The organism is Marivirga harenae (assembly GCF_030534335.1).
GTDB lineage: Bacteria > Bacteroidota > Bacteroidia > Cytophagales > Cyclobacteriaceae > Marivirga > Marivirga harenae.
Genome location: NZ_CP130565.1, coordinates 3,832,993 through 3,848,989 on the forward strand (window position 1 = coordinate 3,832,993; position 15,997 = coordinate 3,848,989).

A 15,997-nucleotide genomic window follows, 5' to 3' on the forward strand; every position below is an offset into this window, starting at 1 on the left:
ATTGATTAACTGGCGTTATTTGACATATGAGTGTATTTAGTATCATAATTTAAGGATAATGTACACTCAGTTTTATTAAAGTATTTTTTTACTTAATTTCGTGAATTCTTAAACCATTGTTTCAACATTTAATATAATTTAATATACATGTCAGACCACGCAAAATTATCATACGCAGGAAAAGATTACGACCTACCGGTCATTCAAGGTACTGAAAAAGAGATAGCTGTTGATATTAGTAAACTAAGGGCTAGTAGTGGACTTATTACAATCGATCCAGGATTTAAAAACACGGGTTCTACTAAAAGTGCTATTACTTTTTTAAATGGGGAAGAGGGGATCTTAAGATATAGAGGCTATTCTATAGAAGAACTTGCCGAGAAATCATCATTTTTGGAAGTATCATATCTATTGATATATGGTGATTTACCAACTCAAGCTCAGCTAGAAAAATTTCAGAATCAAATTACCACACACACCTTGGTTCATGAAGATATTAAAAAAATATTAGATGGATTCCCATCAAATGCACATCCAATGGGCGTTTTATCCTCTTTGGTTTGTTCATTAACAGCTTTCTATCCTGAATCATTGGATCCTAACAGATCTGCTAAGGAAGTTGATTTGAGTATAATCAGAATATTATCTAAAATGCCAACTTTTGCAGCTTGGGCATTTAAGAATCAAATTGGGCATCCGGTAAATTACCCTGATAATGAGTTAGATTATCAGTCAAATTTCCTTAAAATGATGTTTGCCCTACCAGCAGAAAAATACAAAGTAAATCCAGTGGTGGCTAAGGCACTGAACACTTTATTAATTCTGCATGCTGATCACGAGCAAAACTGTTCCACTTCCACTGTTAGGGTAGTAGGAAGTTCGCAAGCCAGTTTGTATGCCTCAATATCAGCTGGTATCAACGCACTATGGGGGCCATTGCATGGTGGTGCTAATCAAGCAGTTTTAGAAATGCTAGAACAAATTGAAAAAGCAGGTGGAGATACCGCTAAATTTATTGCGAAAGCAAAAGATAAAAATGATCCTTTCCGTTTAATGGGATTTGGTCATAGAGTTTACAAAAACTTTGACCCAAGAGCTAAAATCATCAAAAAAGCAGCTGATGATGTCTTAGGGCAATTAGGAGTTGATGATCCGTTATTAACTATTGCCAAAGAATTGGAACAAATTGCTTTGAAAGATGAGTATTTTGTAGAGAAAAAACTTTATCCTAATGTTGATTTCTACTCAGGTATTATTTACAGAGCGATGGGTATTCCGACAGAGATGTTTACTGTCATGTTCGCATTAGGCCGACTTCCAGGATGGATCGCACAATGGAAGGAAATGAGAGAAAATAATGAACCAATTGGACGACCAAGACAGGTTTATACTGGAGAGAATCTTCGTTCATATGTTGATTTAAACAAGAGATAATTATAACAAGTAATTTATTTTCAAAGTCAACCTATAAATCTGGGTTGACTTTTTTATTTTTACAGAAATAACAAAACACATAGATGAGTTTACAAGAAGAATTTAAAAATGCAGCCGAGAGGTCAAAAACGGATATCAGTGAAAGGCCTTCAAATGAAGAACTGCTAAAACTATATGCACTATACAAACAGGGAGACGAGGGAGATGTTAAAGGAGAAAGACCTGGAGGTTTCGATTTCAAAGCCATAGCAAAATACAATGCTTGGGAAGAATTAAAAGGTAAGTCATCAGAAGACGCCATGAAAGAATACATTGACCTAGTCAATAAATTAGCTAACTGATAAATATATTAATTTGCAACCAACGGAAACAAATATATTTCTCAAAAATATAGCTCAAACTTCGCCCTTTCCCTTTTTATTAGAGATAGAACGCGCAGAAGGCATTTATTTACATTCAACGAATGGAAATAAATATATGGACTTAATTTCCGGTGTTGCAGTTAGTAATTTAGGCCACCAACATCCAAAAGTAGTAAACGCGATTAAAGAACAACTGGAAAAGCACATGCACATTATGGTTTATGGTGAGTATGTGCAATCATCAGTAAATAAATTAGCAAGAATCCTTGTTGAAAACCTTCCACAACATCTAAACAGTGTATATTTCTGTAATAGTGGAGCGGAATCCATTGAAGGAGCATTAAAATTAGCTAAGAGAGTTACAGGTCGGACCGAATTACTTGCATTCAAAGGTGCCTATCATGGCAGCACGCATGGGGCACTAAGTATTTCAGCTAATGAAAAGAAAAAGTACAGGTTCAGGCCTCTTCTACCTGACGTTCGTTTTTTAAGATTAAATAAATTCGAAGATTTAAACTTAATTAGTAGAAAAACAGCTTGTGTCGTAATTGAAACCATTCAAGGTGATGCAGGAGTTCGAATTCCTGAGAGGAAATTTTTAGAAGCATTGCGTAAAAAATGCAATGAAACAGGTACTTTGCTAATTATGGATGAGATTCAATCTGGAATTGGAAGGACGGGGAAGCTTTTTGCATTCGAACATTTTGGAGTTGAACCAGATATTTTATGCACTGCGAAAGCGCTAGGAGGCGGATTACCACTAGGCGCTTTTATTGCAGATAAAAATCATATGGATTTATTTACCAAGCAACCAATGCTAGGGCACATCAACACCTTTGGTGGAAACCCAATGAGTTGTGCAGCAGCTGCTGCTACCCTAGAAGTCATCTTAGAAGGTAATTTCTTGAATGAAGTGGAAAGGAAAGGTGAGAAAATTGAAAATTTAATAAATCATCCATCAATAGTAGAAATAAGGAGAAAAGGGATGATGTTTGCCTTTGAATTTGAAACTGAAGAAATTGTAGGTAGGATTGTTGAAAACTGCCTGGAAAATGGTGTTATCTGTTTTTGGTTTCTTTCGTGCCCAAACAGCTTTAGAATTGCTCCTCCCCTAACAATAAATGACGAGGAAATTGAAAAAGCCTGCAAGGTCATTAATGAGGCTATTGAGAAAGCCGTAAAGCTGATTAATAATGATCAGTCATAATTATTGTAATTGGTAAGAGAATATGGCAGCTTTTCATCTCTTAAAAAAAATAGACGCTAATCAGTTATCTAAATTAATAGATAGTTTTCAAAAGGAACACGTGAATGTTAACTATCAACCTTCAAGGCATTTACTTGAATTTTCGGAAGGAGAAGAGTTATCTGTTCGACTACCGTTTTTCATCAAATACGAACACCATAAAATAATACCCTCTAATTTTCTTATCGTCTTGATTCACTCGGGGGAAGCTGCCCTGGCTTATTCTGAGGAAGATCAAATTACAGAACATAAGATGGTCAAAGCTTATATGGTAAGACAAAAGCAAGGAAAGAGTCAGATTAAACACCTTAAAACTAAAGGGAAATCTAAAGCGGGTTCTCGAGTTAGATTAGCAGGCACCGACCATTTTTTTGAGGAAATAAATGAAAAAATATCAGAATGGAATGAGTATTATGATATTGATAAAATCGCTATAAGTTGCAATAAAACGCTACAGCCTTATTTCTTCAATAGAAGTGATGCCGCACTAAAAAAAGATGATAACAGGATAATCAAAATTCCTAAACATATACAAGAGGCAAATTTCGAAAACTTAACATCTATTCACAAATATCTAATATCAACGGAGTTGAATTTTGAAAACTCTGAAAAGGATTTTATAAAGGAATTGGTTTTAAATATAACAAATGAGTAAAAAAATAAACTGGAGAAAGGAAGCAATTAGCTGGGGAGTAATGATTGCCATTTTTGGAACACTTTACATCACAGGCTGGCATGCACCTGTTATGGGGAAAATACAATCTTGGCTTTTAGCCACGCATCTGATTACGCCATCAATAGAAAACATAGAAATTGAATCTTTTAATTTTGATGGCGAATTAATTACTCCTAATGGCGAAAGAATTTCTTATGCGCAATTACAGAACAAAACCATTTTCATTAATTATTGGGCTACTTGGTGTCCACCTTGCTTGGGTGAAATGCCCCATATAGAAAAACTATATCAACAGCTTAAAGATAATCATGATATTGCGTTTTTAATGATTTCAAAGGACAATGATTTTAATAAAGCAATAAAATTTAAAGAAAAAAAAGAGTATGAATTACCCATCTATCAGGAATTGAGAAGCCCAGTACAATTACAGTCTCAAACCCTCCCTACGACCTTTGTGATTAAACAGGGAAAAATCGTCTTCCGAAAAGAAGGTATGAGTAATTTTAATACTGAGGAATTCAGAGATTTCTTAAGCAAAAACTAGAATCTTTAGCTCAATGAATTTTTGCAAAACCAAATTGGTTTATTAGGTATAAACATCTTATTTTAGGTGAATTATTTAAAATCTTTAAAATCGATTCCATGAGCTGGTTACGAAAAATTGGTTTCTTCAGTGCTTTTATCATTCCTACCTTAACCATAGTAGGATTCTACTTTGGTGGAATTGCTAATTTATCTGCATTAATTTTCGTTTATGCGTTGATACCTTCCATTGATGCAGCTGTTGGAAGAGATTACAATAATATTCCCAAGGAAGCTGTAAAGAGTGTTTCCAATGATTTCTATTACAGATTTATCACCTATTGCTGGACATACTTTCAATTGGCATTTTTGCTTTGGGCTGTATGGGTTGTTTCAACTAATCAATTAACAGTATTTGAAGCAATTACATTCACTATTGCAGTTTCCTTATCTACGGGAGGAATAGGGATAACAGTTGCTCATGAGTTAGGGCATAAAAAGTCAAAATTAGAGAAGTTTTATAGCAAAGTGCTATTAATGAGTGTTAGTTATATGCATTTTTATATCGAGCACAATAAAGGTCATCACCTGCGTGTTTCCACACACGAGGACCCTGCAACCAGCAGAGAAAATGAAAGCTTTTATGCATTTTGGTGGCGCTCTGTAAGTCAAGGTTATTTAAGTGCCTGGGAAATAGAAAACAAGCGATTAGAAAGAAAGAATAAACCCAAATTCTCCATTCATAATCAGATGATATGGTTTACACTTTTGCCTTTCATTTTTGCTTTTAGCTTAACTTTGGGTGTAAGCATCATAATAGGAGCGTTCACCTGGATTCCATTTGCATTCTTTTTTGCACAAAGCTTTCTGGCATTTTCCTTATTAGAGGCTGTCAATTATGTTGAACATTATGGGTTAAGAAGAAAAAAACTAGATGATCAGCGCTATGAAAGAGTAGCTCCGCATCATTCTTGGAATGCCAATCATATGGTGAGTAATTTCTTTCTTTTCCAGCTTCAAAGACACTCAGACCATCATTTTAATGCCATCAAACGATATCAAGTTTTGGACAATTATGAAAGTGCTCCACAACTGCCAGCAGGATATCCAACAATGATTCTTCTGGCACATTTCCCTCCATTATGGTTTAAAGTGATGAATCCAAAATTGCAAAAATGGAATAATCTAAAATCGACAACTTCCTAATTAAAACTTGTTAAGGCCTATCGAATACATGTGATTAGCATTCTCAAACATCATTTTGGATTACCTTTTAACTGAGTCGACAATATGACCACACCTAGCGCCATTAAGGCGATAAACAAAAAAGATGCTTGTAAATTTAGCCAATCTGCCAAATATCCGATTAAAGGAGGTGCCAATAAAAATCCAAAAAAGCCCATTGTGGAAACGGCCGCTAAAGCCACACTAGAGCTCATAGATTTAGATTTTCCAGCAAGACTAAACACCAAGGGGACAACTGAGGACACTCCTGCGCCCACAATAAAAAAGGCCAATAAGGAAACGATTTTGCCTGGAAACAAAATCAAAATCAATAGTCCGCTGAAATTCAGAAGGCCACTAAAAAAGATAATTCTTTTCACGCCAAATTTAGTAGTGAAATAATCGGCAACAAATCTAACCCCTGCCATACTAATCATGAAAAACATATAGGCTAACCCTAATATATCTTTCGGTGCATTCACCACTTTTTTATAGTACACTCCACTCCAATCAAACATGGTCCCTTCGCACATCATAGAGCAAAAGGCAATTATCCCTAAAAGCAATAATGACCTATCAGGAATGGCAAAAATCGGCTTATCCTCGCTCTCGTCTAAGTCTGATTTAATTAGATACTTAAAACTAATAATTGCGGCAATAATGCTAGCACTGAAAATTAAGATGTAATGATATTTCAATAAGATTTCCTTACCTATCATAAATGCACCTACAATTGCACCAAAGAAGCCGGCTAAACTCCACATTCCATGAAAACTAGCCATTATATTCTTTTTATACTCTTTTTCTAAACTGACGGCTTGTGTATTGATTGCAATATTTACCATATTACCCATTAAGCCGAAAAGAAATAAAACAAATCCTAAGATGAATATATTTTCAGATATTGCTATGGCGACTAAGGACAGTAAATAAAGAATAATTGATAATCGTGCAACTAAAAAACTATTCCATTTTGCTACTAAAAAGCCCGCTACAGGAAGTGAAATGAATGAACCTATAGGTAACATGAGAAGGAGTGTACCCAATTCAGCTTCACTTAATGAAAATTTTTCTTGAATAGTGGGGATTCGAGATGCCCAACTAGCGAAGGTAAGTCCGTAACAAAAAAATATAGTGCTAATTGCCCATCGTGATTTTACCAATAGACTTTGCGGAAAATGAGCCATTCGTGAAATGATTTTCGAATAGAATTCAAATTTAGCGAGGAATTATTCCTAATAATACCATTTTGACCTGCCTCTCCTCAACATTTTTCTCACATCACGTATAAATGCTAAGGCTAAATATATTAATATTGGGGAGCCAAATGTTAAAAAGGAGGAATAAATAAAAAATATTCTAATATGAGAAGTAGGAAGATCCATCATTTCACCCAGTCGGGTGCAAACGCCAAATGCCTGATTTTCGATGAATTGTTGAACTTTTTTCATAATATCCCTTGAATTTAAACAAATAAGGCAAATGCCTCGTTAATTATTCGATAAAAGTAGAAATCTTTTCTTAAATTTACTAAATACATTGGAATAGTTCCAATATAAATATAATTTCGCATTAACTTCCAAACATAATCAAATAATGAATCAAATGAGACAATTATTTTACGCAGCTGTTCTTTTAGGAACAATGACTTTTTCAGGTTGTGCATTAAATAAGATGATGCAGGCCGCAGAAGAGCAAGCTATTGATGTAACTCCAAATCCTCTAGAGCTTCATGGTGAAGAGGTAGCATTCACGGTAGACTTTCAATTACCTTCTAAAATGCTTAAAGACGGAATCACCTATACAGTAAATCCATACTACGTCTATGGCGACAAAGAAATTGCTTTAGATGCAGTGGATTTTGTGAAAGCTGATTTCCCTAACAGCGATACAGAGCCAGTTAGAACAAGTCAAGAATTCACATTCAATTATGAAGAGGACATGAATGTAAAAGGTGAATTGGTAATGCAAGGAACTGCCACAATCGAAAAGAATGGTAAGTCAGCATCTACTGATAGAAAAACCTATGCGACTGGTATCATTACCACTTCTCAAATGGTTATGCCTTCTTATCATGCTGCTTATGCTGATCATGGTTATAACAACAAAGAAGAATTGGTACCAACAAATGTTAATTTTTACTTCGACCAAGGTAGGTCAGTTTTAAAAACTTCTGAATTAAGAAGCGATAGAGGTAAAAAATTCAATGCATTTATAGCTGATAAAAATGTAACAAAAACTGTTACTATAACAGGTACTCACTCTCCAGAGGGTCCTGAAAGAATTAACAGTAACTTGTCGCAAGATAGAGCTAAGGCAATTGAAAACTACTACAGAAGACAAATGAATCGTTATGACTACAAAGGCATGGCGGAATCTATTGAATTCATTTTGAAGCCAGTTGTTGAAGATTGGTCTGACTTCAAAAAAGCGTTAGCTGCATATGATGGCATAACTGATGCTCAAAAGAGCGAATACACTAAGATTGTAAACGGTTCTGGAAGCTTTGAGGAAAAAGAAGATAGATTGCAAAAGTTATCTACATACAAAAAAGTATTCAAAGATATCTACCCTGATTTAAGAGCTGCTAAAACTGAAGTATTAACAGTTAAAGAGAAAAAGACTGACGCAGAAATCTCTGTTTTATCTAAGCAAGTAGCTGCAGAAACTACTTCAGCTGATACATTATCTTTAGAAGAATTAATGTATGCTGCTAGCATGACTCCATCTTTAGAGGAGAAAGCTACTATTTTAAAAGCTGCGACTAAGAAAAACGATGATAGCCCAGTTGCTCACAACAATTATGGAGCAGTTCATTTAGAGTTAGCTATGGACGCTGAAGGAGATCAGATGACCTCATTAGTAGAACAAGCTATTACTCAATTTGAGATTTCTAATAAAAAATCTGAAAATGCTGAAGCTTATGCAAACTTAGCAACTGCTTATGCTATGCAAGGAAATTACGAAAAAGCATATGATGCAGTATCTAAAGCTGATCAAATGACTTTAAGTAGCGAGAATGAAAGAGGTTTAATGGGTGTTAAAGGCGCGTTAGAAATCATGATGGGTGAGTACAGCGATGCTTCAACTTCTCTCAAAAACACTGATGATTCTGAAGTTAACATGTTTAACAAAGGATTGGCATTAGTATTGCAAGGTAATTATGAGAATGCTGTAAGTACATTACAAGAAGTTGCAGGAAAGACTTCAGGAAAAGGTGTACATGCTCAGGCTCACTATTTAGCTGCTGTAGCTAGTGCAAGATTAGGTAAAGAAGCCGATGTAATCAGTCATTTAGAAAAAGCTGTTGCAGCTGATTCTAGCTTAAAATCGAAAGCATTGTCTGATTTAGAGTTTTCTAACTATTCATCTAACGACAACTTTAGAAATGCATTGAAGTAAAATTCAAATCATTTTATATCAAAGCATCAGCCAGCAGGCTGATGCTTTTTTTTTGCTCAATTGTAAGCATAATTTCGTCAAAAGGATATAATCTTAAGAAAAGTTTATGAACTCTTAGATTTGAGTTGGTAATTGGCAGTTGAATAACTATTTTTACCCTGTAAAATTTACAAGATAGATGAGAGAAATTCAGTTTAGAGAAGCACTTAATGAAGCAATGTCCGAAGAAATGAGACGTGATGAAAACGTTTTCATTATGGGTGAGGAAGTAGCGGAATACAATGGTGCATATAAAGTAACACAAGGGATGTTGGACGAGTTTGGTCCTAAAAGAGTAATTGACACCCCAATTACTGAGCTAGGATTTTCCGGAATAGGTGTTGGAGCAGCAATGAACGGAACTAGACCAATAATAGAATTCATGACCTTCAATTTTTCATTAGTTGCAATAGATCAGATTATTAATTCTGCGGCAAAAATGATGAATATGTCTGGTGGCCAATTTAATGTACCAATAGTTTTTAGAGGAGCAACAGGAAATGCAGGCCAATTGGCGTCTCAGCATTCACAAAACTTTGAAAACTGGTATGCTAATACACCCGGTCTAAAAGTTGTTGTCCCTTCAAATCCATACGATGCTAAAGGATTACTGAAATCTGCTATTCGTGATGATGATCCTGTTATTTTTATGGAATCAGAATTAATGTATGGGGACAAGGGAGAAGTTCCTGAATCGGAATTTCTTGAACCGATCGGTAAAGCCAAAATTACAAAAGAGGGCAGTGACGCTACATTGATATCTTTTGGTAAGATGATGAAAGTAGCACATGCTGCAGCAGAGGAAATGGAGAAGGAAGGCTACTCAATTGAAGTAATAGATTTAAGAACTGTCCGACCAATTGATTATACTACCATTTTTGAATCTGTTAAGAAAACCAACAGATGCGTAGTTGTAGAAGAAGCTTGGCCGTTAGCGTCTATTTCTGGTGATCTGACATTTAATATTCAAAAAGCAGTATTTGACTTTCTGGATGCACCAATATTAAGAGTAAATAGTTTAGATGTGCCTGTTTCCTATGCTCCTACCCTTTTGGAAGCAGTTTTACCTAATAAAGAAAGAACAATAAAAGCACTGCGAAAAGTCATGTATTTAGACTAAAAATCATTAAAACACAGCATCAAAAGGCTAATCTTGTTAAGGTTAGCCTTTTTTGTTCTCAAAAAATTAGAAATAAATTTTTAAATTATATTCAATTAGCATGCAACTACTTCCAAAAAGCAGAGTCTTTGATATAGATTTAAACAAAATTGAGGAGGTCGATGCTGTACTGTCATTGAAAGTATTAAAAATCAATAGCTAAGAGTGTTGTAAATATTTAGTCGATTATTAGATTCTATAAAAAAGATTGGAAACGAAAAGTATACATATACATCAGGATTTAATAGTCAGTTGTAAAAAGGGTGATCAGAAGGCATTTAAAGAATTATACCAGCTTTATGCTAAATCAATGTTTAATGTTGCTTTCAGGATATTAGGTGATAATGATGAAGCTCAAGACATTTTACAGGAAGCATTCATTAAGGCGTACTATAAGATCAACCAATATAACTTTCAAGCTACATTTGGTTCCTGGTTAAAGAAGATAGTAGTCAACCAAGCATTAGACTATTTGAGAAAGGCATCTAAATGGAAAATGAATGAGTTAGCTGATGAAGACATGACAGAAGATTTAGAAATAGATTGGGAAGACATCGAATTGCAAGTGGATATTGTAAAAAGAGCCATTCATCATCTTCCCACGGGGTTTAGAACGGTAGCAAGTTTATATCTAATGGAAGGATATGAACATAAAGAGATTGCAGCGATACTTTCAATTTCAGAAAACACTTCTAAATCACAATTTCACAGAGCAAAGATTAAAATAAAAGATTATATCAAAGAATATGAGCAAAGGAAAAGACAAGCTGGAGCAATTTACTAAGGAACATAGAGAAGAATTAGAAATAGATTTCAATCTTGAAGTCAGCTGGAATCATATAGAGGACAGAATATCTCAAAATAAGAGAAGCAAGTTTTCTATTTGGATGGTCGCTGCTTCCATCATGCTAGTGCTTAGTGTTGGCTGGCTCATTTTTGATAGAATACAATTAACTAATAAAATCAATGAATTGGAAAACTTATCAGTAAATGATAAACCATACTCAGAAATTGAAGCATTCTATAAGCGAAATATAAATGAAAAAGCACTCTTAGTTCATCAATTGACTAAAAAAAGAAACATTAGAATTAGCTCAGACTTAAAATCATTAAATAAAAAATACGAGGATTTAAAATTGAAAATAAAGAAACAGGGTGCTCACCCTCAATTGGTCAATGCCATGATTCAGAATTTACAAACTCAAATTGAGATCCTTGAACAACAACTGAACATCTTGCAAGATTTACAGGAATATAGTCATAACGATAAACAAGAAAGCAATGAAATATCTATTTAAAACTTTAATAATTGTTCTAATACTGAAGGGCACAATTTCTTTTGCGCAAGATGCGAAATATGAAATAATGGATAAATCCTTTACGCCCAACAATAAGCAAACTATGTTAGAAATTGCAAATAACTTCGGTAATGTAAACTTGGCAGTATGGGATAAAAACTCAATTTCAGTCAAAATTACTCTTGAAGTTGAGGGCTACGATGAAAATGAATCTAAAAAAATTCTAGATAAGATTGATCTAAGTACTAGTCAAACTGGAAGTTTGATTTCTATTAAAACCACTCTTAAATCACACAGCAATACTTCATTTAGAAAAAAGAGCTTTAAGATTAATTATGAAATCAATTTACCTGATGGTCATCCTTTATCTGTTACAAATGAATTTGGAAACATTTTCCTCACCGATTATTCTGGTAATACAAGAATCAATTTGGAGTATGGGAACTTAACCGCTGGAAGTTTGGGCACTCTTAATTTAACTCATGAATTTGGCAAAGCAGAAATCGAATCTATTTCATCAGGTGAATTTGAGCTAAGCTATGTAGACGAATTTGCATTATCTAAAGCAGACTTACTCGATCTTGAGGGTGAATTCTCTAAAATTAAAATTGGAGATATTACAACCATCAACTTTGATGTTGAATATGGTCAACTGAATATTGAAACGGTCTCCAATTACAAAGGGAGCGCTGAATTCTCGGAAATAAATATTGACAAAGTTTATTCTAATTTTGATCTAGATGCTGAATATGCGAGTGGGACCATAGACGTAAAATTTGTTAGTAAAGACATAGAATCATTTCAGCTAAATACTGAATTTTCAAAATCTGAAATCAAAATTGAAGGTGGGGCTAATTTAAGATTTGACACAAAACATTCATTCGGGAAACTGACAACTGAAGGGTCAAACATCAGTTTTAGTAAAAAAATGAAAGATATGTCCGATGAGGAATACGAAGGAACTATTGGTGGGAACGCAAATCAGAATTCGACTGTCCTAAGAATTAAAACCTCTTATGGTGGTTGCAAGTTGATTGCGAATTAAGCAAAAAAAAAGGGCTGTTTAGAAACAGCCCTTTTAAAATTTCTTTATTTTCCTTTTAAGAATCTTTTGGTAAAACATTGGTAGTTATTCGAACGCTTCTTTCTTCTCCAATATTTGAAACAATCCTAACTATTTTATTTTGTCTTCCCATTTTACCACGGCTATTAAACTTAACCGTAATTTCACCTTTTTCTCCTGGTGCTATTGCCTCTCCTTTTGGAAAACTAGGGACCGTGCATCCACAAGTAGTTTTAACATTTGAAATAATTAACGGTTGCTTCCCTGTATTCTCAAATTTAAAAATATGCTCTACCACATCTCCTTGAGTGATATCTCCAAAATCATGATTACTTTCCTCAAAAGTAATTTCTGGACCATTAGTACTTTCTGTTGATTGAGCCACTGCTGACCCTATCAAAAAAATTGTAGCGAAAAATAATATTGCCTTTTTCATAATTGAAATATTTGATTTTTGATACGATAAGTAAAGTTACGAAATTTCAATAAAAATGATACCAAAAATAACATTAAGAAGAAAAATGAAACAATTTTTTAAGGTTTTTAAAGCTAGAAAAACTTGGGATGGAAGTTGACTAGAAATAACTCTTGTGTTGATCTAGTAATTGCCGTATATAGCCATCGTATATATTCTCTATTCACCATTTCATCTGTCAAATAACCCTGATCAACATAAACTGCATTCCATTGTCCCCCTTGAGATTTATGACATGTCAAGGCATAAGCAAATTTAATTTGAAGTGCATTCAGGTATGGATCCTTTTTAATAGCCGCTTTCCGTTCAGCTTTAGTAGCTAGATCCATATAGTCTTCTGCCACCTGATGATACAAATTCTTATATTCTTCATTACTCAATGATGGACCATTGGAATGCAAGGTATCTAAAATTACTTTCACCTGAAGATTAGGATGATTGTCATAATCCGTTAGTCTGATTTCTAAATCTGCAAATCGCAACCCATGCATCTCTTCAAAATTAATTACTTTGACCACTTCCATGAAATCGCCATTGGCTAAAAATCCACCTGGTGTATCTTCAGTTTGGTAAACGTAATTATTTTTAACAATCATTAAGAAATCACCAGCTTCTAATTCTCCTTCCATAAAGTGGATTTGTCTCCTAATATACTCATTGTACTGCACCGCCATTTTATTTGAACGACAAATTATTACAGTATTTTCAACGCCATACTTTTCGTAAGCATACCGCAATCCATCTTCTAACCTTTCTCCTGTCATTTTAAATATATCTTTGTAGGAGTTAGTATTAAAATGAATTCTAAATTCATTTTTAGAAAGTTCACTCCGTAAAGCGGTTGCATTAAACAAAATCCCAGAATCTTGAGCTTGACGCATTACCTCAGTCAAAACCGTCTCTATTACTTCAGCTCTATAATTACTTTTAAGAAAATTAGCATCGAGTCCAGCACTGTTTACTTTCCCTACAGGAGGTAACTGGGCATCATCTCCAATAAATAGTATTCTATTGCCCTCATTTTGAAAAACATAACTAATAATGTCATCCAATAAACTGCTATTACCAAATCCCTTTTCATCTGATAACATACTTGCTTCATCTATAATGAAGAGCGTCTTTTGATGGTAATTCTTTTGAAGTGAGAAATTAGGTTCACCACTGCCTACTTCCGCTGTCTGACGATAAATCTTCTTATGAATAGTAAGTGAAAGTCTCTTTGAGTAATTGCTCATTACTTTTGCAGCACGACCTGTTGGAGCCATCAAAACATACTTATAGTTAAACAAGGGTAGAAATTGCACTAAAGCACTGACAATAGTAGTTTTACCGGTACCAGCGTAACCCTTGAGCAATAAAATAGGTCTATCCTCATCCTTCAGATCAAAGAACGGATCCAAAGCTTTGAAAAATTGAGACTGCCCAGGAGTAGGCTCAAAAGGAAACTTTGACCGTATAATGGCCGATGCACTAGGCATTCATTTTATGGTTGATATCTTCTGGATTGATTACAGCCATAGTTGTAGTGGCTTTGGCTATCAAGCTTCGTTCTTCACCGTCTACTGCCCAAATTTCTGCCTCACAAAAGTTTAATTTCCTTCCCTTTTTAACCACATAGCCAATAGCATGCAATTTTTCTCCCATTCCGGCTTTAAAGTATGATACCTTTATTTCAGCAGTCACAACATGACAATCCATTGGTACAGTTGTATATGCAGCAAAACCAGCTACAATATCTGCAATTGTGGCTGTAACTCCTCCGTGCACCAAACCCTTTTGCTGTTTATGGATTTCTTGAATATCGAGCCAGCCTTCAGTTTTACCCTCTTCAATTACTGACAAATCGAAGCCAATATGCTTCATAAATTCTTGTCGCTCTAAAAACTTTTCAACCCTTAACTTAAAATCTTTTTTCACTGTATTTTCCTGCATTTTATGTAATTTCAAATATTTCACAAATATAAGCATATTGATGACTGGAAAAGCAAGGGAAAGTGTCAATCAAAAATTCGGTGGCAAAGTAAGGGTTAGAGTCGGTGGGATATTAATTGAAGAAAATAAAATTTTACTTTTAAAACATGAGGGGGTTGGAAAAAAAGAATATTTGTGGTCCCCACCCGGTGGAGGGCTAGATTTTGGAGATGATGCAGAAAAAAACTTAGAAAGAGAGTTTGTAGAAGAAACAGGCTTGCATATTCACGTTCATGAATTACTGTTTGTGAATGAATTTATGACCAGTAGCATCCATGCTATTGAATTATTTTTTAGAGTAGAAAAAACCGGAGGAATTCTTAAATTGGGAAATGATCCTGAAATGGGCAAACAACAAATTTTATCCGATTTAGCATTTTTTGATGAAAATAAATTAATAAACACAGAAAATGACTACTTGCACAATATGTTTATAGGAATAAATAAACCTCAAGAAGTTTTAAATCTTAAAGGATATTTTAAATTTGTGAATAATTCCATAAAATAGCATTTTAAAATAATTTCTAAATAGAGAAAAAAAATAGAAAGATGAGCAAAACAAAGATTTTATCAATAGTTTTCTTCGTGGCTGCAATAGTAGTAGGCTACTTTTTTGTAGATAGCATTGCCTATGATATTCAACAAGAGAAAAAGATTAAGCGAGAAGAGGCTCGAGTAATCAACAAATTAAAACAAATCCGATCAGGTATGATTGCTTATCAAAGGGTGAATGGTCAATATACTAGCGATTGGGAAAAATTGATTAATTTTATTGACACTGGCGATTTCTACCTAACAGAAAGATCAGAAACTATTATCCAGAGAGATTATGGTGGGGACAGTGTTGTAATAAATATTGATACGCTTGGTACAATACCAGTTTACGATTCTCTGTATGCAAATATTCCAAACTTCGATTTACAAAACTTGCCATACAAGCCAGGCTCAAAAACCAAATTTGAGATTTTTGCAGATAAAATCATCAAAGGGTCCGTGAAAGTTGACGTCTTCGAAGTAAAAGATCCTGAGCCAATTAATCCTAAGAGAAGGGAAGATGATAATGAAAAAGCATTAAGAGTGGGCTCTAAATCAGAAGTAACAACTGCAGGAAACTGGGAATAATATT

18 protein-coding genes are annotated in these 15,997 nt (G+C 34.4%); 13 read left to right on the top strand and 5 right to left on the bottom strand.

The annotated features are described in order from the left end of the window. Positions 1–147 precede the first annotated feature (147 nt). From Q3Y49_RS16315 to Q3Y49_RS16340, 6 genes are all read left to right on the top strand, one after another. Positions 148–1,434 carry a citrate synthase gene (locus Q3Y49_RS16315; protein WP_303269647.1) on the top strand — a complete coding sequence of 429 codons (1,287 nt, stop codon included), beginning with the start codon at positions 148–150 and terminating at the stop codon, positions 1,432–1,434. Positions 1,435–1,517: 83 nt separating this feature from the next. Further along, a complete protein-coding gene (locus Q3Y49_RS16320; RefSeq protein ID WP_303269649.1) occupies positions 1,518–1,775 on the top strand; it encodes an acyl-CoA-binding protein in 258 nt (85 codons plus the stop codon). 13 nt (positions 1,776–1,788) lie between these two features. After that, positions 1,789–3,003 (top strand): aspartate aminotransferase family protein, encoded by a 1,215-nt coding sequence (locus Q3Y49_RS16325; protein WP_303269650.1) that lies wholly within the window; start codon positions 1,789–1,791, stop codon positions 3,001–3,003. 22 nt (positions 3,004–3,025) lie between these two features. After that, positions 3,026–3,697 carry a hypothetical protein gene (locus Q3Y49_RS16330; protein WP_303269651.1) on the top strand — a complete coding sequence of 224 codons (672 nt, stop codon included), beginning with the start codon at positions 3,026–3,028 and terminating at the stop codon, positions 3,695–3,697. Further along, complete coding sequence (locus Q3Y49_RS16335; RefSeq protein WP_303269652.1) at positions 3,690–4,262, top strand: TlpA family protein disulfide reductase; 573 nt, start codon at positions 3,690–3,692, stop codon at positions 4,260–4,262. Before Q3Y49_RS16330 ends, Q3Y49_RS16335 begins: the two co-directional genes overlap by 8 nt. A 98-nt stretch (positions 4,263–4,360) precedes the next feature. Continuing rightward, complete coding sequence (locus tag Q3Y49_RS16340) at positions 4,361–5,446, top strand: alkane 1-monooxygenase (protein WP_303269653.1); 1,086 nt, start codon at positions 4,361–4,363, stop codon at positions 5,444–5,446. A gap of 50 nt (positions 5,447–5,496) precedes the next feature. Here the strand turns inward: Q3Y49_RS16340 and Q3Y49_RS16345 are convergent, their stop codons facing one another. Further along, the gene (locus Q3Y49_RS16345; RefSeq protein WP_303269654.1) at positions 5,497–6,651 is read right to left on the bottom strand and encodes an MFS transporter; all 1,155 of its coding nucleotides are present in this window, start codon (positions 6,649–6,651) and stop codon (positions 5,497–5,499) included. A 48-nt stretch (positions 6,652–6,699) separates the two neighbouring features. Continuing rightward, on the bottom strand, positions 6,700–6,915 hold the full coding sequence (locus tag Q3Y49_RS16350) for a PspC domain-containing protein (RefSeq protein WP_303269655.1): 216 nt from the start codon (positions 6,913–6,915) through the stop codon (positions 6,700–6,702). Positions 6,916–7,069: 154 nt separating this feature from the next. On the opposite strand from Q3Y49_RS16350, the gene Q3Y49_RS16355 reads away from it, so the two are divergent. The 5 genes from Q3Y49_RS16355 to Q3Y49_RS16375 all read left to right on the top strand — a co-directional run bounded on the left by Q3Y49_RS16355 (position 7,070) and on the right by Q3Y49_RS16375 (position 12,407). Further along, positions 7,070–8,866 carry a tetratricopeptide repeat protein gene (locus Q3Y49_RS16355; RefSeq protein WP_303269657.1) on the top strand — a complete coding sequence of 599 codons (1,797 nt, stop codon included), beginning with the start codon at positions 7,070–7,072 and terminating at the stop codon, positions 8,864–8,866. A gap of 178 nt (positions 8,867–9,044) precedes the next feature. Then, positions 9,045–10,025 carry a pyruvate dehydrogenase complex E1 component subunit beta gene (locus Q3Y49_RS16360; protein ID WP_303269658.1) on the top strand — a complete coding sequence of 327 codons (981 nt, stop codon included), beginning with the start codon at positions 9,045–9,047 and terminating at the stop codon, positions 10,023–10,025. Between the two features lie 247 nt (positions 10,026–10,272). Next, complete coding sequence (locus Q3Y49_RS16365; protein WP_303269659.1) at positions 10,273–10,848, top strand: RNA polymerase sigma factor; 576 nt, start codon at positions 10,273–10,275, stop codon at positions 10,846–10,848. Further along, positions 10,811–11,362, top strand: a complete 552-nt coding sequence (locus tag Q3Y49_RS16370) for a hypothetical protein (protein WP_303269660.1) — start codon at positions 10,811–10,813, stop codon at positions 11,360–11,362. The genes Q3Y49_RS16365 and Q3Y49_RS16370 overlap by 38 nt, the downstream gene beginning before the upstream one ends. Further along, positions 11,346–12,407, top strand: coding sequence for a hypothetical protein (locus Q3Y49_RS16375; RefSeq protein ID WP_303269661.1), 1,062 nt, complete (start codon positions 11,346–11,348; stop codon positions 12,405–12,407). The genes Q3Y49_RS16370 and Q3Y49_RS16375 overlap by 17 nt, the downstream gene beginning before the upstream one ends. A gap of 55 nt (positions 12,408–12,462) precedes the next feature. On the opposite strand, the gene Q3Y49_RS16380 is transcribed toward Q3Y49_RS16375, so the two are convergent. The 3 genes from Q3Y49_RS16380 to Q3Y49_RS16390 all read right to left on the bottom strand — a co-directional run bounded on the left by Q3Y49_RS16380 (position 12,463) and on the right by Q3Y49_RS16390 (position 14,832). Beyond that, a complete protein-coding gene (locus Q3Y49_RS16380; RefSeq protein ID WP_303269662.1) occupies positions 12,463–12,861 on the bottom strand; it encodes a DUF1573 domain-containing protein in 399 nt (132 codons plus the stop codon). 113 nt (positions 12,862–12,974) lie between these two features. Then, on the bottom strand, positions 12,975–14,378 hold the full coding sequence (locus Q3Y49_RS16385) for an ATP-dependent DNA helicase (protein WP_303269663.1): 1,404 nt from the start codon (positions 14,376–14,378) through the stop codon (positions 12,975–12,977). Then, entirely contained in the window at positions 14,371–14,832 is a 462-nt protein-coding gene (locus tag Q3Y49_RS16390; RefSeq protein WP_303269665.1) for a PaaI family thioesterase, read from the bottom strand. The genes Q3Y49_RS16385 and Q3Y49_RS16390 overlap by 8 nt, the downstream gene beginning before the upstream one ends. A 40-nt stretch (positions 14,833–14,872) precedes the next feature. Here Q3Y49_RS16390 and Q3Y49_RS16395 point away from each other — a divergent pair, with 40 nt between their 5' ends. Further along, positions 14,873–15,379 carry an NUDIX domain-containing protein gene (locus tag Q3Y49_RS16395; RefSeq protein WP_303269666.1) on the top strand — a complete coding sequence of 169 codons (507 nt, stop codon included), beginning with the start codon at positions 14,873–14,875 and terminating at the stop codon, positions 15,377–15,379. A gap of 41 nt (positions 15,380–15,420) precedes the next feature. After that, positions 15,421–15,993 (top strand): hypothetical protein, encoded by a 573-nt coding sequence (locus Q3Y49_RS16400; protein ID WP_303269668.1) that lies wholly within the window; start codon positions 15,421–15,423, stop codon positions 15,991–15,993. The last annotated feature ends 4 nt before the right edge of the window (positions 15,994–15,997 follow it).